Below are 17,817 nucleotides of genomic sequence, written 5' to 3'. Positions count from 1 at the left end.
ATCTTTATTAAAATAAAGTTTTATGATGTGTTTTTGTGAGTTTGCAGAGTATTTACTTCACATAATGTGAAGTAAATTATTGAAATTTTATATAACTATTGGCATTACTACTGTTTTAAAATTACCATCCATTAAAACAAAAGGAAGATTTCCTTCATTTAGTCCTATGACAAATTCTGATGAATTTATGCTATTTAAAAAATCCAATAAATATCTTGAATTAATTGCTATAACAAAATCTTCACTAAAATTTGTTGTGAAGTTTATCTCAGTTTTTGCTTCTATATTATCATCACTTAGTGATTCAAATATAATCAAATCATTTAAAAAACTAATTTTTACGTCTGATGAAATTGTAGTTATCTGTTTAATAGATTCAATCATTTTAGCTTTTGGTAGGACTAAAGAGTTTTTAATCTCTTTTGGAATAATTCTTGTATATTCAGGAAACTTTCCATTTATAAGCTTTGTAAAAAATGTGTACTGTTTAGAGTGAATAATAAGATTTGTATCATCATAATACATTTCTATATCATCAAAGAAAAGTTTTTGGATCTCAACTATTGCTTTTTTAGGGATAATAATGGATAGTTCATTATCACTTGTATTAGCTATTGTTACAATAGCTAATCTTCTAGTATCAGTTGAAGCAAAGTTTATACTATCTTGTTTTATATCTATAAGTGCACCATTTAATTCAAATTTAGGATTGTTAGTGTCTATAGCTGGAGTTATTTTTTTAAGTGAATCTATAAGTGAGTGTGAATCTATAGATATACGAGGTTTTCCTTCATATGTTGGAAATGCTGGAAAGTCATTATGTGAAAAAGTAGGTAATTTAAACTTTGAATGAGATTGAGAAATAAAAAGTATTTCATTTTTAACTTCTAAGTTAATTTCTGTATCTTTTAATATTCTAATAATATCTAAGAATTTTTTACCATTTGCAGTAATGCTTCCTGTTGAGATAATATTTACTATATCTGTAGATACTTCAAAACCTATCTCTTGGTCAGTTGCTCTTAGAGTTAGTTTTGTTTCATCAACATTTATAAAGACATGAGAAGTTATTTGAGATGTATCTTTTTTTTCTAAAAATGGCTGAGCATTTATTAGTATGTTTTCTATAATTGATTTAGAGATTGTTATCTTCATATGAATTCCTATTATTATATAATATTTAGTAAGTAGTAGTAGGAGAGAGTGATTATGTGAATATCACTTTTCGCTTCCCACTAACAGAGCTTTTTGGATGTGATGAACCAAAGTAACTCTACTCACATCTATTCACTTTTATGATTATATCTTTTTTTAAAGAAAAATATAACATTTAAGATACAGAAGTTATTTTATTAGTCAATTCTTCTATTTTAACTCTGAAATCTTCATCATTTTTCATTAGTTCATTAATCTTTTTGATAGTATGACTAATAGCTGTATGATCTTTCATCCCAAAATATTGAGCAAGTTGTGGCATAGTATTTGGAGTTAATTCACGACATAGATATATACTAATTCTTCTAGCATAGACTAGATTTTTACTTCTACCTTTTGAACGAATTTCAGTAGGTTTTATATTTAGATCTTTTGCTACACTGTTTGTTATAGTATCAAGTGTTAAGTTAGCTCTGTTTTCTTGGAGTTGATCTCTTAAAACATTTTTTGTAAAAGCCAAATCTATATCTATATGCATAAGTTGTGAATAAGCATGAAGCTTAGATAATATACCTTCGATTTCACGAACATTACTCTCTATCACAGTAGCTATATAGTTTATGATGTCATTAGTTAGTTTGACTTTATTGATCTCACATTTCTTTTTTATAATAGCTATTTTAGTTTCTAACTCTGGAGGCTGAATATCTGCAACTAGTCCCCACTCAAATCTACTTTGGAGTCTTTTTTCTAGTCCACCTATTTTTTTAGGGTGTTTGTCTGCTGTTAGTATTATCTGTTTGCCCGCACCCTTTAGTGCTTCAAAAGTATGAAAAAATTCCTCTTGGATTCCTTCTTTGTTACTTAAAAACTGAACATCGTCAATGAGAAGAACATCACATTTTCTATATTTTTCTTGAAAAGATGGCATTGTTTTGTTTCGTACATGCCTTATAAAATCATTTAAAAACTGCTCAACTGAGGTATATATAACAATTTTACCTTGGTTTTGAAAAACATTTCCAGCTGATTGCATCAGGTGGGTTTTTCCTAAACCAACTCCTCCATAGATAAAGAGTGGGTTATAAACTTCTCCAGCTGATTCACTAACACTCTTTACTGCTGCATAAGCAAACTGGTTAGATCCACCAACCATAAAGTTATCAAAAGTGTGAGATGGATTTAACAAAGAGTGTTGTGGTTTTTGCTCATTCTTTGGTTTTTTACCTTTTAGGCTTGTTGAATTTTTAAGAGCTATCTTTACATTGACTTTATTACCACTCTTTATTTCAAAAAGATGAGCTATTTTTTCAGTATATTTATTTTTTATCCAGTTAAGAACGAGAGCATTTGGGGCATAAAAAATTGCCATATCACTTGTTGATTTTTTAATATCATAGGTGAGTTGCTTAATATATCTATTATATTGTAACTCTGTTATCTCTTCTCTTAGTAGTTCTAAAACTTCTTGACCTATATTCACATAAAGCCTTGTTTAAATTATTTATATGTGAATAGTAACTCATAATTACATAAAATTCTATTAAATATATGTGAATAACTAAAATATTACTATGTGAATAAGTTTTAAACTCTTTTGTATATAATGTTTAAAAAAAAGATTAAAAATATGACAATACTAGGATTGGATCCAGGAACTAGAAATATGGGCTATGCACTCATAAAGCTAGAAAATTCTAAAATCTCTCTGCTTGGGGCAGGACTTATAAAGATGAAAGCAGAAGATCTACAATTTCAGATACCTCAAATGGTAGAAGCTCTTGATATTGTTTTTAAAAATCACACCATAGATGAAGTAGCAGTAGAAGATATATTTTATGCTCACAATCCAGCCACAACTATTAAACTAGCACAATTTCGTGGGGCTATTATGCTAAAAATTTTACAAGTTCATGGACATTTTAGTGAATACACTGCGCTTCAAGTAAAAAAAGCACTAACTGGAAATGGAAAAGCTACAAAAGAACAAGTTGCTTTTATGGTTAAAAGACTACTAAACATAAAAAAAGAGATAAGACCACTAGATATATCAGATGCAATGGCTGTTGCTATTACTCACTCACAAAGAGTTAGATTAAGAAAATAACTTAAAAAGAAACTCTTGCTACATATCAAAAAATAAAAGATATAAAGTAGATACAATCAAAAATAAAATTACACTAGTGTAGCTAAAGGAAATATGATATGAATCAATTTACAAATCTCCCAGAGGGACATCCAGTTAGAGTTTACTTAGAAGAAAATCAACTCATTCGTGGTTTAATGGCAAGTATCAATAGTATAGATATAGTTAAAAACCAAGATGAGTTTAAAGAGAAATTTGCAAGACTTTGTTTAGTTGAAAAACACTTTGCAAGAAAAGAGAACCAACTTTTTCCATATTTAGAACAATACGGCTGGACATCTCCATCTCAAAATATGTGGGCTTTTCATGACGATATAAGAGCTATAGTAAAACAAGCTAGAAACCTCGTTGAGAGTGATGAAAAAGAGTCACTTATGATGGTTTTACAAAATCTTTTTCATAACTTAGAACACATTATGCAAGTAGAAGAGGGTAGACTTCTTCCACGAGCATTAGAGATGTTACAAGAGAGTGATTGGATGGAGATGCGAGATGGAGATGAAGAGATAGGTTGGATGTTTGATGAAAAACCAACTGCTTATCCTGCTCACACAGAAGATGAATATATTCACCCATCATTAGACACTAAAAAGAGAAAACTCCCTTTTTCGCTTGAGGGAAGGATAGATCTAGAACAGGGTCATATGTTGCCAGAACAGATAAACTGGCTTTTAAAATTTATGCCTGTTGATATCACTTATGTTGATGAAAATGATATTGTTATCTTTTATAATCGTGGTGATGATAGGGTCTTTCCAAGAAGTGCAGGAATTATAGGTCGTGAGGTAAAATTTTGTCATCCTCCAAAGTCTGTTGATCAGGTTTTGATGATATTAAGAGAGTTTAAAGCAGGTCGTAGAGATGAAGCGGAGTTTTGGATAACATTTAAGGGCAAATTTATTCACATTAGATACTTTGCTATTCGTGATGATGCGAAAAATTATAAAGGTGTTATAGAAGTTAGTCAAGATGTTACTCATATAAGAGAACTTGAGGGTCAACAAAGACTTCTTGATTGGGAATAGGGTTTAGTTAGTTTTGATATAATCAAATATTACAGAAAGTTAAGGAGAAAATTATGGGCAAGTTTACAAATGCAACTATAAAAAAAGAAGCAAACATTTATTATGATGGAAGTGTAACAAGCAGAAGTGTTGAGTTAGAAGATGGTTCAGAAATTTCACTTGGTGTTATGCTACCAGGAGAATATACTTTCAATACGAATAAAGCTGAGATTATGGAGATGCTAAGTGGTAATTTAGAGGTTAAACTTCCAGATGAGGAGTGGAAAACTCTAAACACTCCAGAGTCTTTCAATGTAGCATCTAACTCATCTTTTGATGTTAGAGTTAAAACAGTTACCGACTATTGTTGTTCTTACATCGATTAAATTTTAACTCCAATATTTAATATATTGGAGTTCTGTCATCAGGTCCTAAGTAGAGTTGGCGAGGACGAGCTATTTTTATGTTGTCTTGCTCTTTTAATTCGATCCATTGAGAGATCCACCCAGGGACTCTTCCTATAACAAATATAACAGCAAACATATCTTTTGGAATTTTTAGAGCTTGAAGAATAAGACCTGAGTAGAAGTCTATGTTTGGATATAAACCTCTACTAACAAAGTAGTCATCATTTAAAGCAATGTTTTCTATCTTGTTAGCAACCGCTACAAGCTCACTATCTATTCCTAACTCTACTATGAGTTCATCTCTAATGTTTTTAAGAATCTTAGCACGAGGATCAAAGTTTTTATAAACACGATGTCCAAATCCCATAAGTCTAAAAGGATCATTTTTATCTTTGGCACGTGCTATAAACTCATCGACTCTATCAACTGTGCCAATCATCTCTAGTTGGCGAATAACGGACTCATTTGCTCCACCATGAGCTCGACCCCATAAAGCACCAATCCCAGCACTAATAGCCGCATATGGATGTGCGTGAGTAGATCCAAGATTACGAACAGCAGTTGTAGATGCATTTTGTTCATGATCTGCGTGAAGAGTTAAAATAGTGTCTAGTGCTTTTATCTCTATATTTCTTAAATCTACATACTTGTGAGGATAGGCTCTCATCATATATAAAAAGTTCTCTGCAAAACCTCTCTCCATATCTGGGTAGATAATAGGAAGACCATTTGAATATCTATATGAAAAAGCAGCAATAGTAGGAATTTTAGCAATGATTCTATTTGCCATTTCCATGTATTCTTCAGGTGAATCTATATCTAAATGATCAAAGTAAAAAGTAGATAGTGCTGAGACACCAGCAGAAAGAATAGCCATTGGATGAGCTTGATCTGGAAAGGAGTCAAATAGCTTTTTCATACCCTCATGAATAAATGAGCGTTTTGCCATCTCTTCTTTAAAATTTTCAAGCTCTTCTTGAGTTGGTAGTTCTTTATTTAAAAGTAAATATGCAGTATCAAGAAATGTTTTTTCAGTTGCAAGATATGAAATATCATATCCTCTATACATCAGTTTACCTTTATCTCCATCGATATAAGTTATCTTTGAGCGACAAGATGCAGTAGATGTATAACCTCTATCAAATGTAAACATTCCTGTATCTTGGTAAAGAGTTGAAATGTCAATAACAGAAGGACCGACTGTTGCTTCTAATATAGGAAGCTCATAAGACTTTCCAGTTCTATTATCTATAAGTGTTACTGTATCGTTGCTCATTTATAAAACCTTTGCATCTAAAATAGTAAATTATTATATCATATAAACTTTATTTGATATTACAAAACAGTTGCAACTACACTTCCTCTTCTAAAGATATAAAATCTTTTCTTCTCTTGGCTTGAGGTAACAGATCTAAAATCATCTATATCTTTTATTTCTGTCTGCTCTATCTGAATTATAATATCACCTTTTGTTATACCAATATTATAAGCTTCACTGTTTGTATCTACACTATCAACTAAAACGCCACCTGATATATAAGTGTTATTTTGTAAAACTTTTTGTGTCTCTTTTGGAAGTGAGACTACATTTAAACCTTTATAATTTACATTTGCATTTGATAGCTCTTTATTTAGTGAGCCTAACTCCACATTTACTATATCTATCTTTTTATCTCGTAAAAATTTCATATTTACAACTCTTGATGGTTGGTAAGAGCCTATTATATTTTTTAACATACTAGCATTTTGTATTTTTTTGCCATTTATTGAGATGATTAAATCTCCTCTTTTTAGTCCAGCTTTTTGTGCAGGAGAATTCTCTTCAACACTTATAATTAATGCTCCATACTCATTATTATAAAAACTGCTCATGTCTTCACTAATATCATCTATACCAACACCTAAATATGCGCGTGTATATTTGCCATTGTCGATAAGTTGCGATGCTATTGAAGTGACCATATTAGAAGGGATTGCAAGTCCTATACCATCATTTCCGCCACTTCGTGAGATAATAGCGGAGTTTATGCCTATAAGATGTCCCGCAGAGTTTACTAGTGCTCCACCAGAGTTACCTGGGTTTATAGATGCATCTGTTTGTATAAAATCTTCATACTCAACTATTCCGATGCCATTTCTTCCAGTAGCTGAGACTATTCCTTGTGTGATAGTCTCTCCAACTCCGAAGGGATTTCCAAGAGCAAAGACAACATCACCAACTCTAACATTATCCGAGTTATAAAAAGTAACTGCATTTAACTCACCTGCATCTATTTTTATAATGGCAATATCACTCTTTGCATCACTACCTATTAGTTTTGCAATATAGCTTTTTTTGCTATCGGCTAAACTAACTTTTATCTCATCTGCACCATCTACAACATGATTATTTGTAACTATATAACCATCTTTTGAAATAACTACACCACTCCCCGAAGTTCCTTGTGGAACTCTTGGTTGTTCAAAAAAGAATGGATTTTGATATCCCCTTTGGGCAGTTATAGTTTTTTTTGTAGATATATTTACAACACTTGTTCTAATATCTTTTAAAACATTGTTATAAGAGAGGATAAAGCTTTGACTTGTGGGATTTTTTCGCTGAGTGTTTTCATCAGCATATTTGAAGTTCACTCCATCTTTAGCATTAAGTAAAGATAGAGAGAGTAAACACAGTAAAAGTATTTTTTTCATCCGTTTTTCCTTGATAATGAAATATCAAAGTTTATAAGCATTTGGTTTACGAAATGCTAACGAATATATAACGCTTGGTTAATGGTTTAACTACATAAAAGCTTTTATGCTTTCTGCCATTCCAAAGTCGGGATGTCTTTTTGGGTCAAGAACTGCTTGAGCTATTGTCATGTTATCGTTGTTTATAACTATAGGTGCTAAAAAGTTTACAGTAGAATTTTCAAGAGGTTTTTGAATAACTACAATGTTATAAGCACTAAGATTAGAGTTTTCTTTTATATCTAAAAGAACTTTTATATTTGATTTTACATCAAATGAGTATTCTCTTAATTCATAAGGATTTACTACTGTAAAAGAAATACCCTCATTATCTAGATCTCTTATTGTTGAAAAAAGATTATCAATCTGAACTATTTCTACATTCATTGTTTTTTCAAAACCTAATATATTACCCTTTACTTCATACTTTTGCATCAGTTTCTCCTTAAAATTGTTCCTCTTTGTATTTGATACTAGAAGATATTATATAGCATATAGCATTTTTTATACCAAATATATTATCATAATTTCCAACACCAAATGCAAAAAGACTATCTTGACTTAAAATAGTAAGTCCATCACTCATATCTATAAGAGATAGTTTATCATCTTTTAGAAGCTTTGCATCACTAACATTATTAAACTCTAAAGTTATTGTTACCCAATCATAATCTCTAGAACTGTCTTGTGTAGCTATAACAACTTTTATAACATCTTTTGATATTACTTCAAATGAGCGAAGTTCTGCATCTACAAACTTAATAAATCTTGTGCAAAATCTTTCAAGATCTTTTTCAAGTAGTGGTTTCATCCTATTGACAACCTACACACTCCATACTTCTATCTTCAACATCATTTGCTACTTCAGGAGATTGTGAACGAAGATAATAAGTTGATTTTAGGCCTAGCTTCCAAGCTAGCATATAGATCTCATTTAAGTATCTTCCACTAGCTTTATCAAGTGTTATAAAAATGTTCAGACTCTGACCTTGATCTAGCCACTTCTGTCTAATGGCTGCAGCTTTTATAAGTGCAGTTTGGTTTAGATCATAAGCAGGAGTATAGTAAGACCAAGTCTCAGGAGAGAGATTTGGAACAACCACTGGGATAAGTCCGCTTAGATTTTCTTCAAACCACTTTCTTTTAAATACTGGCTCTATAGCTTGAGTAGTTCCAGTAAGGATAGAGATAGAACTTGTTGGTGCAATAGCCATTAGATAACCATTTCTCATACCTTGCTTTTTAACTTTAGCTCTTAAATCATCCCACTCATAAGTAGATGCAAATAAGCCTCCACGATCTACTAAGTTTCTAACTTCAGCGTTAGCGTGATCCATTGGCATAGTGCCTTTACTCCACTGAGATCCTTCAAAATCAGGATACTTTCCTTTTTCTAAAGCTAGATCTGATGATGCAGAGATAGCGTTATAACTAACAGCTTCCATAACTTCATCTATCCTATCAAAGTGTTCTTGTGTTCCCCAAGATATGCCTTGTTCAGCTAACATTTGTGCCTCACCCATAACACCTAGACCGATAGATCTACTCTTCATGTTAGTTCGTTTTACTTTTTCTATTGGATAAAAGTTAAGGTCTATAACATTATCCAAACAACGAATTGCTATAGGCACGATTCTGTCTATATCTTCTTTAGTGTTTATACGAGAAAGGTTTACTGATGCTAAGTTACAAACAGCAGTATCACCATTTATCTTTTCTTTTTCAACTACATAGATTGGAAGTCCACCAAGTGAATCTAGTGCAGTTATTTTCTTAGCTGGTTTTTGTGCGCCACTATCAACAGTTACTATCTCATCTTCTTCATAAGATACAAAGTCACCATTTTCAAAGATGAGTTTTATCTTATAGTGGTTTGGATTAGTGTTTTGAAATATCTCAGTACAAAGGTTAGAGCTTCTTATAACACCAACATGATTGTTAGGGTTAGCACGGTTAGCATTGTCTTTAAAACATAAAAAAGGAGAACCTGTTTCAAAGTAAGACGTTAGTATCTTTTTCCAAAGGTTTTTAGCCTTTATCTTCTCTTTTACAATGCTCTCATCTTCTTCAAGTTCCATATATCGTTTGTCAAACTCTTCTCCATAAAGTGTAGCTAGATCTCCAGCATCGTAAGGATCAAAAAGTGTCCAGATTCCATCTTCTTGAACTCTTCTTAAAAACAAATCATTTAGCCACATTGATGGAAACAGATCATGTGCACGGCGACGCTCTTCACCAGAGTTTTTCTTTAAATCTAAAAAGTCATTTATATCTATGTGCCAAGGTTCCATATAAACAGCAATAGCACCTTTTCTTGTGCCTAACTGATCAACTGCAATGGCGATATCGTTTGTTATCTTTAAAAATGGAACAGTTCCACCTGCTGCATTTTTATGTCCATCTATATAAGATCCCATTGAACGGATCCCAGTCCAGTCCCAACCGATGCCTCCGCCAAACTTAGAGAGCATAGCCATCTCAGCGTATGAGTCAAAAATTCCCTCTATATTGTCAGGAGTAGATCCTATGTAACAAGATGATAGTTGATGTCTTGTTGTTCTTGCATTTGAGAGAGTTGGAGTTGCAAGCATAACCTCAAACTGAGAGATCATGTTATAAAATTTTAGTGCCCACTCATGTTTATCTTCTTCTCTATGAGCTAAAAACATTGCTATGGCCATAAACATATGTTGAGGAAGCTCTATTGGGTTAGAGTTTCTGTCTTTTATAAGGTATCTATCATAAAGTGTTTTAACACCCAAATAGTTAAAGAGCATATCTCTCTCTGGTTTTATATGTTTGTTTAGCTCTTCTAGGTCGTACATTTCTGCTAAACCTTGAAGAAGTCTGCCCTCTTTTTCGCCTCTTTTGAAGTACTTCTCTAGTGTGTCATAACCTGTAAAGCCATTTACTTGATGGTAGAGGTTAAACATAAAGAGTCTAGATGCAACGAAAGTCCAGTTTGGTGCATCTATGTCTATCTTATCAACTGCGGTTTTTATAAGAGTCTGTTGGATCTCTTTAGAAGTAATGCCATCGCGAAACTGAATCTGTGCATCAACTTCTAGTTCACTTTGAGATACATTTTCAAGTCCTGCAATAGCTGCTGAAGTATATTTTTGTATCTTTGAAATATCAAGAGGCTCTGTTCTACCATTTCTTTTTATAACTGTAATCATATATTTTCCTAGTGTAAAGTATCTGTTTAAATAGTTTGTTTTATATACTTAAAACTTTGTTATTGTGGCTTCAAGTAAATACTCTATTAAATATTGCATCCACATTTTTAGTGTAGTAGTCATAGTTGAAACACTCACGGATCTGCTCTTCGCTAAGTGAATTTCTTAACTCCTCATCTGCTAATAAATGGTTAAGATATAAACTCTCGCCATTCTCATTTGTAGTAGCTTTTCCTTGCTGGATCTCTTCCCAAACTTTCATAGCATTTCTTTGTACAATTCTGTAAGCATCCTCACGACTTACACCTTTTATAGGAAGTTCTAAAAGAACTCTTTGAGAAAATACAAGTCCACCAGTTAGGTTTAGATTTCTCATCATATTCTCAGGATAAACAGTCAAGTTTGCTATAACACTGTTCATGCGATGTAGCATAAAGTCAGTTGTTATAAAAGCATCAGGAAGCCAAAATCTCTCAGTAGAAGAGTGAGATATATCTCTCTCATGCCAAAGGGCTACATTTTCCATAGCAGGTATCGCATAAGCTCTAACCATACGAGCAAGTCCTGTGATGTTTTCTGTAAGGATTGGATTTCTTTTGTGTGGCATAGCTGATGAGCCTTTTTGCCCCTTTGCAAAATACTCTTCACACTCATAAACTTCTGTTCTTTGCCAGTGGCGAACTTGAACTGCAAACTTCTCTATTGTAGATGCCATTAAAGCTAAAGTTGTTGCTAGTCTTGCATATCTATCTCTTTGGATAACTTGGTTAGATGCTGGAGCTGACTTTAGTCCTAACTCTTCACAAGTATACTCTTCAAGTTCTAGAGGCGCGTGAGCAAAGTTACCCATAGCTCCACTTACTTGACCGACAGAGATTACTACCATGGTCTGCTCTAAGTTCTCTAAGTGTCTTGCCATCTCATCATACCAAACAGCTAAAACTAAACCAAAAGTTATAGGCTCTCCATGTATTCCGTGACTCCTACCAACCATTAGAGTCATCTTATGTTCCTCAGCGCGTTTCTTTATTGATTCCATAAGCATCTTCACATCTTTGATGATTAACTCTAGAGAGTCTTTCATTTGAAGTGCTACAGCGGTATCTATAGTGTCAGATGATGTCATACCATAGTGAAACCATCTTGACTCATCCCCAAGTGTTTCAGATACACTTGTTGTAAAAGCTATAAGGTCGTGTCTTGTTACCGCTTCTATCTCATCTATGCGCTTGATATCAAAGTTGGCATTTTTAACTATCTTATCAGCATCCTCTTGAGGAATCTTTCCAAGTCTAGCCCATGCTTTTACAACAGCTTTTTCTACATCTAGCCAAGCTTGATATTTTGCTTGATAAGTCCACTTTGAACTCATCTCTTCTCGAGAGTATCTATCTATCATTATATAGCTTCCTTATGATTTTTATGTTAAGTATTATGTTAAAATTTGTACATAAATTAAGTCATTGATTCTACATAAATAATTGTAAAATCTTGATTAAATAAGGAAGATAATTTTGCCATTTATTATAAAAAAAATGTTTGCCAAAGAGAAAAAAAAAGCATTTTTATATCTCATAAAAGAGTTAAACTATACACAAAAGGAAGCACAACGACTTATTGCAAAAGGAAGACTTTTTGTAGATGGTGAACCGATGACTAGAACTGCTGGAGAAGTTGAGGGTGAGTTTGAATTTATATACTTCGAACCCATCACAAGAGGATTAGAGCCAACAGCAGTCTATGATGAGTTTGTTCTTTTTGATAAGCCAAGCGGTGTGCTTATTCATCCACAAAACAGAAAAACTCCCTACTCTCTTATAGATGAACTAAAGTATCAGTTTGGCAGAGATGCAAACATCGCGCATAGAATAGACCAAGAGACAAGTGGACTTGTTCTTTGTGCTAGAAACAAAGATAGCGAGAGAGATATAAAGATGATGTTTGAACAAAGGGATATGAAAAAGAAATATCTTGCACTTGTTCATGGAGAGCTAAAAGATGCTATGTGCATAGAAGCTCCACTTTTAAGACGTGAAGATGAGAGTGCCATGGTTAGAATGGTTGTAAAGGTACATGAAGATGGAAAAGCATCTAAGACAGATATAAAACCATTGAAGTATTTTAAAGAGAAAGATATGACTCTTGTTGAGTGTTTTCCTTATACTGGAAGACAGCATCAGATCAGGGTGCATTTGTTTCATGTGAAACATTCTATAGTAGGAGATCCTATTTATGGACAAAGTGAAGAAAATATAGTTCGTTTTTTAGATAAAGATTTAGATGACAAAGAAAGAACGAAACTAAGTGGAGCTACAAGACTTTTACTTCATGCAAGTGAGTTGGAGTTTGAGTTATATGGAAATATGTATAAGATCCAAAGTAGAGTAGATTTTGCTAAAGAGTGCCTTAGTTATGTGAATAGTCAAACATTATGTGAATAAAAAAAGCTAGATATTTAAAAGACATTTATTTTATAAATTGTTTTTTTTATATAATAGGCTTTAAAGCCCTATATTTAGGGATTTAAAGCCAATTAACAGCATTGCTTTTTCAGCATAATTTTATATAAAATATTTCTTAAAAAAAGAGTAAATTTTCAAATTTATCAGAGAGAAATCAAAAAGATATTCACAGCTTACAACACAGTGTGAATAGTCCCTTATTTAGGTGATTTATGTAGTTTGTTTTATTGTTTAGTTTTAAAATGGATTATATTTGTGGTTTTAGTTGTAGGCTTATAAGATTATATTCTTATAAGAAAAGTAGGGTATTATTATATTCATAAACGACCTCCCTGGTGTGTTGGTCGTTTAGGCTAACATTCTTCTAGTTATTAACAAAACAATCATTATATTTTATATCCTAAATCAAAGAAAGAGAACCACTTTTTGCTATGCAAAATTTTTCTTTAGAGTTCAGGATGACGATAATTTTTATTGTGAGATTGATCTATCCCGTCATTGCGGGCTTGACCTATTTCATCATTGTGAGATTGATTTATTTCATCATTGTGAGATTGAACTATTCCGTCATTGCGGGCTTGACCCGCAATCTCATGAGGTCTTAGAAACTCAGAATTTGTTAGCATCTGAGTTGTTTTAAAACCTAAAGAGATCCTGAATCAAGTTCAGGATGACGATATTTTTATTGTGGGATTGATCTATTCAGGATGACAATGGTTTTTATTGTGGGATTGATCCATTTCATCATTGTGAGATTGATCTATTTCGTCATTGCGGGCTTGACCCGCAATCTCATGAGGTCTTATAAACTCAAAATTTGTTGGCATATGAGTTGTTTTAAAACCTAAAGAGATCCTAAATCAAGTTCAGGATGACAGTAGGTTTACTCGTTAAAGAGATTTATACTATCACACTGCGTTGTATCTTTTTATGATTTTTTTCACACGATTTTTTAAGTTACGAAGTGCTTCAACACTTGTTTCACCATCAGCAGTTAGATTTTCAAAATCACCATCAAATTGAGCTTTTGCTATCCAACCTATTTTTTTATGGTACTTTATACCAACGAAACGAATATCACCAAAATGTACTTTACATAAATCATATATTCTTTTTATGCGATCTGTGTTTGTTTTTTTGCTTTCTGCCATTATTGTTCTCCTTAATTTATTTCTCTACAAAAGAAACGAGTTCATTTTTAAGAGTTTAGCTTGTTTAGAATGTTATATTATCATAAGCTTTATTACAAAAAGGTTATGATTTGTCTTTTTCGTCGCTACTTGTTGCAGCTCTTATGAAGCCTATAACGCCTACAGCAAAAACTAGTATCAAAAAAATTATTTGAAATACTTCTATATAATTCATTTACTCTCCTTTGCCCTTAAGCAATAACTTTACTCTGCTCTTTTAATTGCCCACAAGCTGCACTTATATCTATGCCCTTAGAGTCTCTTATGGTACATAGAAGCCCATGATTGATAAGATAGTCTGCAAAGCTAACCATGCTCTCTTTAGAAGGTCTCTCGTAAGGTGTGCCAGGATATGGGTTGAAGTAGATCAGATTTACTTTTGCTTTTATGCCACTTAGAAGTTTTACAAGCTTTTTAGCAGATCCTAAGTCATCGTTTTTATCTTTTATAACAAGGTACTCAAACATAACTCTTTTTCTTGTGTCAATTGGAAATCTCTTTACCGCTTCTATGATGGAAGCAATATTGTGAGCTTTGTTCATAGGAATAAGTTCAGTTCTAAGTTCATCATCCACAGCGTGAAGTGAAATAGCAATGTGAACGCCTAGATCCATCTCCCCTAGTCTGTCTATCTTGTTACTGAGTCCACTTGTAGATACTGTCTGTCTTTTGCCAGAAATACACAAACCATCTTCTTCTTTAAAGATCTCTATCGCCTTTGCAAGGTTGTCGAGATTATCAAGAGGTTCGCCCATTCCCATATAGACTATGTTTATCATTCTGTTGTGTTTGTGTTTGTTGTCTCGCTTGAGCGTGACTACTTGAGCTACTATTTCGCCAGTAGTTAGATCTCTTGTAAAGCCACCTTTAGCAGTTAGACAAAAAGCACACCCTACTTTACACCCGACTTGCGTTGAAACACAGATAGTAAATCTTGCTTCTTGAACAAGTTCTCCATCCTCAGCGTAGATAGCATCTTTCATTTTAAGCCAAACAGCTTCCATAGTTTTGCCATCTTGAAGTTCTAAAAGATACTTTATAGTGCCATCAGTTGAGATCTCTTTGTTTATGATCTTTAGTGGATCTACTATATACTTTTGAGCTAACTCTTCTCTTAGCGCTTTTGGGATGTTTTTCATATCATCATAACTCTCGGCATATTGATGGTAGAGCCAACCAAAGATCTGGTTTACTCTAAAGCTTGGTTTTATAAGTGCTAGTAACTCTTTTTTTGTAAAGTCAAGAAGTGATGGTTTGCTCATCTTTTTGTTAGCTCCTTAATTCTCTTTTTTACATGCTCTTCTAAAAGTTCTTTAGCCTTTTGGTGGTTTTTTAAAAAGTCCTCGTGAGCATTTTTGTTAGTGTAGTTAGTTATACAAAAAACTCCACCAGCAGGGATGTTAAACTCCTCTGCAACCTTTAAAACACTAAAGAACTCCATATTTTCTATGCCAATCCCAAGTTTTAAAAACTTCTTTGTTAGTTCTTCGTTAGTTGAGATATAGTTAGAAGAGTTGACTATAACATCTTTTATATTTGTGTCTGTGTTAGTTGAGACAACATTGTCAAGCGGAGTGTAAGCGTCAGAATTTAAAAACGCTAACTCGATGTTAGCTGCAGTTTTAGACTCAACTATATCAAAGATCTTCTTATCTCCATAACTACCAGCACTTCCAACAAAAAGTAGAAACTCTGGTTTATCAAAAAGGCAAAGTCTTGTTAGGTTCATTGCAGTCTCAATGAGACCGACTCCCATAGGTATTGCAAAGTCAAATGTTTCGTTATTTCCTGCACATATTATCATAGAGTTATAGTCTCACAGGGATATTGTTTTGTGAGAGGTAACGCTTAAGATCCATAATGTCTATCTCTTTGTAGTGGAATATAGATGCAGCAAGTGCAGCGTCAGCTCCTGCTTCAAAAGCATCTTTTATGTGCTCCATTGTGCCAGCTCCACCGCTTGCAATAACAGGAACATTAACAGCCTCAGAGATCATTCTTGTTATGTTTAGCTCAAATCCAGCCTTAGTGCCATCAGCATCCATAGACGTTAAAAGGATCTCTCCACTTCCACGATTTACTACTTCTTTTGCCCACTCAAGAGCATCTATGCCAGTATCTACTCTTCCGCCATTTAAGTAAACTGTGTATTTATCGCCAGTTTTTTTAACATCTATAGCTGTTACAATGCACTGAGATCCAAAACGTTTTGCACTTTCATCTATGAGTTCTGGACGATGAAGAGCTGCAGAGTTCACGCTAACCTTGTCACAGCCTACATTTAAAAGTTTGTAAATATCGTCTAGTTTTCTAATACCACCACCAACAGTCAGAGGTATAAAAACCTCTTTTGCAACCCTTGCTACGATATCAACTATAGTGTCTCTGTTCTCATTAGATGCAGTAATATCTAAAAATGTAATCTCATCAGCACCCTCTTCGTTGTAGCGTTTAGCAATTTCTACGGGATCTCCCGCATCTCTTAAGCCAACAAAGTTAACACCTTTTACAACTCGTCCATCTTTAACATCAAGACAAGGAATGATTCTTTTAGCAAAGTAGTTCATAGTATAAAGCCTTGTATAATATCTTGCAATTATACACTTTAGTGCTTATATTTAAATATGGTTAAGAAACAAAAGAGCTGTTTATAACTTAAAATTTGATGTTTCACATGAAACATTATTCTTTTAACATATAGTATTATTTTTAATATTTAATTCATTAAAAATTGTTATAATGACGAAAATAAACAATACAGGAAATATTATGGAAAAAGAACATATTCTTGAACATCTTAGAGCTGCTAAATCTGCTCATGTAAAATGGGTACAAAAAGCAAAATTTCTTATAAATGGTATGGATGTAAAAGAAGATGCAATTCCTGTTGATTCTACAGAGTGTAAGTTCGGAGAATGGTTTTATAGTCAAGGGCAAGTATTGAATGCGCTTTCTAATAATCCTATAGAGTGTATGAATAAAATAGAAAGACTACATTTTAACCTACATGATGTATATATGAATATATTTAATATATATTTTAATAAACCAAAAGGTGGATTTTTTTCAAGACTTTTTGGAAAAAAAAATAATATAACAGATGAAGAAACCAATAAAGCAAAAGAATATTATGTTAACTTAGAAAGCATTTCTGATGAGCTTGTAGAAGAGTTAAATAGGCTAGAACGAAGAATATTAGCGGTTTCAGAAGAAAAAATCAAAAAATTGATGTAGAGTAATTTTAAGTGAATATTAAACTTTACCTAGATTGTTAACTTATCCTAAGTATAATTACTATACACTCTTGCTTATGAAGATAAAAGCGATAGTAGCTAAGAAGAGATATGGACAAAATTTCTTAAAAGATCAAAGTGTCCTTAGAAAGATTGTCGAAGCGATGCCCAATAACGATAATAAAATCGTAGAAATTGGACCTGGCTTAGGTGATTTAACTAAATATTTAGTAGATGTCAAAAGTGTAGAAGCTTTTGAGGTCGATACCGATTTGTGTAAACTGTTACAAAGTAAATTTAAAGAAGAGATT

At 32.9% G+C, this 17,817-nt stretch carries 18 protein-coding genes; 6 read left to right on the top strand and 12 right to left on the bottom strand.

The window, feature by feature from the left end:
- Window positions 1-87: 87 nt before the first annotated feature.
- Window positions 88-1,155, bottom strand: coding sequence for a DNA polymerase III subunit beta (gene dnaN / locus M0Q24_RS05660; protein WP_295048298.1), 1,068 nt, complete (start codon window positions 1,153-1,155; stop codon window positions 88-90).
- Window positions 1,156-1,330: 175 nt separating this feature from the next.
- On the bottom strand, window positions 1,331-2,638 hold the full coding sequence (dnaA, locus tag M0Q24_RS05655; RefSeq protein ID WP_295048296.1) for a chromosomal replication initiator protein DnaA: 1,308 nt from the start codon (window positions 2,636-2,638) through the stop codon (window positions 1,331-1,333).
- A gap of 147 nt (window positions 2,639-2,785) precedes the next feature.
- Between dnaA and ruvC the strand changes: the two genes are divergently transcribed.
- The 3 genes from ruvC (at window position 2,786) to M0Q24_RS05640 (ending at window position 4,691) form a co-directional block, all read left to right on the top strand.
- On the top strand, window positions 2,786-3,262 hold the full coding sequence (ruvC, locus tag M0Q24_RS05650) for a crossover junction endodeoxyribonuclease RuvC (RefSeq protein ID WP_295048294.1): 477 nt from the start codon (window positions 2,786-2,788) through the stop codon (window positions 3,260-3,262).
- A 98-nt stretch (window positions 3,263-3,360) separates the two neighbouring features.
- The gene (locus M0Q24_RS05645) at window positions 3,361-4,326 is read left to right on the top strand and encodes a PAS domain-containing protein (RefSeq protein WP_295048292.1); all 966 of its coding nucleotides are present in this window, start codon (window positions 3,361-3,363) and stop codon (window positions 4,324-4,326) included.
- A 53-nt stretch (window positions 4,327-4,379) separates the two neighbouring features.
- Entirely contained in the window at window positions 4,380-4,691 is a 312-nt protein-coding gene (locus M0Q24_RS05640; protein ID WP_295048290.1) for a pyrimidine/purine nucleoside phosphorylase, read from the top strand.
- Window positions 4,692-4,707: 16 nt separating this feature from the next.
- On the opposite strand, the gene M0Q24_RS05635 is transcribed toward M0Q24_RS05640, so the two are convergent.
- The 6 genes from M0Q24_RS05635 to purB all read right to left on the bottom strand — a co-directional run bounded on the left by M0Q24_RS05635 (window position 4,708) and on the right by purB (window position 12,020).
- Window positions 4,708-5,988, bottom strand: a complete 1,281-nt coding sequence (locus M0Q24_RS05635; protein ID WP_295048288.1) for a citrate synthase — start codon at window positions 5,986-5,988, stop codon at window positions 4,708-4,710.
- A 59-nt stretch (window positions 5,989-6,047) separates the two neighbouring features.
- Window positions 6,048-7,403: a Do family serine endopeptidase gene (locus M0Q24_RS05630; RefSeq protein ID WP_295048286.1), complete on the bottom strand. Its 1,356-nt coding sequence runs from the start codon at window positions 7,401-7,403 to the stop codon at window positions 6,048-6,050.
- A 90-nt stretch (window positions 7,404-7,493) separates the two neighbouring features.
- Window positions 7,494-7,877: a flagellar assembly protein FliW gene (gene fliW / locus M0Q24_RS05625; RefSeq protein WP_295048285.1), complete on the bottom strand. Its 384-nt coding sequence runs from the start codon at window positions 7,875-7,877 to the stop codon at window positions 7,494-7,496.
- A gap of 10 nt (window positions 7,878-7,887) precedes the next feature.
- Window positions 7,888-8,253 (bottom strand): hypothetical protein, encoded by a 366-nt coding sequence (locus M0Q24_RS05620; RefSeq protein ID WP_295048283.1) that lies wholly within the window; start codon window positions 8,251-8,253, stop codon window positions 7,888-7,890.
- Between the two features lies 1 nt (window position 8,254).
- Window positions 8,255-10,621: a ribonucleoside-diphosphate reductase subunit alpha gene (locus tag M0Q24_RS05615; protein ID WP_295048281.1), complete on the bottom strand. Its 2,367-nt coding sequence runs from the start codon at window positions 10,619-10,621 to the stop codon at window positions 8,255-8,257.
- Window positions 10,622-10,691: 70 nt separating this feature from the next.
- Window positions 10,692-12,020: an adenylosuccinate lyase gene (gene purB, locus M0Q24_RS05610; RefSeq protein WP_295048279.1), complete on the bottom strand. Its 1,329-nt coding sequence runs from the start codon at window positions 12,018-12,020 to the stop codon at window positions 10,692-10,694.
- 115 nt (window positions 12,021-12,135) lie between these two features.
- On the opposite strand from purB, the gene M0Q24_RS05605 reads away from it, so the two are divergent.
- Window positions 12,136-13,062, top strand: a complete 927-nt coding sequence (locus M0Q24_RS05605) for an RluA family pseudouridine synthase (RefSeq protein WP_295048277.1) — start codon at window positions 12,136-12,138, stop codon at window positions 13,060-13,062.
- Window positions 13,063-13,991: 929 nt separating this feature from the next.
- Here the strand turns inward: M0Q24_RS05605 and M0Q24_RS05600 are convergent.
- The 4 genes from M0Q24_RS05600 to hisF all read right to left on the bottom strand — a co-directional run bounded on the left by M0Q24_RS05600 (window position 13,992) and on the right by hisF (window position 16,840).
- Complete coding sequence (locus M0Q24_RS05600) at window positions 13,992-14,234, bottom strand: hypothetical protein (protein ID WP_295048275.1); 243 nt, start codon at window positions 14,232-14,234, stop codon at window positions 13,992-13,994.
- Between the two features lie 230 nt (window positions 14,235-14,464).
- A complete protein-coding gene (rlmN, locus tag M0Q24_RS05595; RefSeq protein ID WP_295048273.1) occupies window positions 14,465-15,535 on the bottom strand; it encodes a 23S rRNA (adenine(2503)-C(2))-methyltransferase RlmN in 1,071 nt (356 codons plus the stop codon).
- Window positions 15,532-16,077: a purine-nucleoside phosphorylase gene (locus M0Q24_RS05590; protein WP_295048271.1), complete on the bottom strand. Its 546-nt coding sequence runs from the start codon at window positions 16,075-16,077 to the stop codon at window positions 15,532-15,534. Before M0Q24_RS05590 ends, rlmN begins: the two co-directional genes overlap by 4 nt.
- Before the next feature lie 4 nt (window positions 16,078-16,081).
- The gene (gene hisF, locus M0Q24_RS05585; RefSeq protein ID WP_295048268.1) at window positions 16,082-16,840 is read right to left on the bottom strand and encodes an imidazole glycerol phosphate synthase subunit HisF; all 759 of its coding nucleotides are present in this window, start codon (window positions 16,838-16,840) and stop codon (window positions 16,082-16,084) included.
- A gap of 202 nt (window positions 16,841-17,042) precedes the next feature.
- Here hisF and M0Q24_RS05580 point away from each other — a divergent pair, with 202 nt between their 5' ends.
- Both M0Q24_RS05580 and M0Q24_RS05575 read left to right on the top strand, forming a co-directional pair.
- Entirely contained in the window at window positions 17,043-17,507 is a 465-nt protein-coding gene (locus tag M0Q24_RS05580; protein ID WP_295048266.1) for a CZB domain-containing protein, read from the top strand.
- 82 nt (window positions 17,508-17,589) lie between these two features.
- On the top strand, window positions 17,590-17,817 hold a 228-nt coding region (locus M0Q24_RS05575), incomplete at its 3' end, for an rRNA adenine N-6-methyltransferase family protein (protein WP_295048360.1).

It is taken from the genome of Sulfurimonas sp. (assembly GCF_023228785.1).
Classification (GTDB): Bacteria; Campylobacterota; Campylobacteria; order Campylobacterales; family Sulfurimonadaceae; genus Sulfurimonas.
The sequence above is the reverse complement of the archived record's forward strand: the minus strand, read 5'-3'. Positions and strand labels throughout refer to the sequence as shown.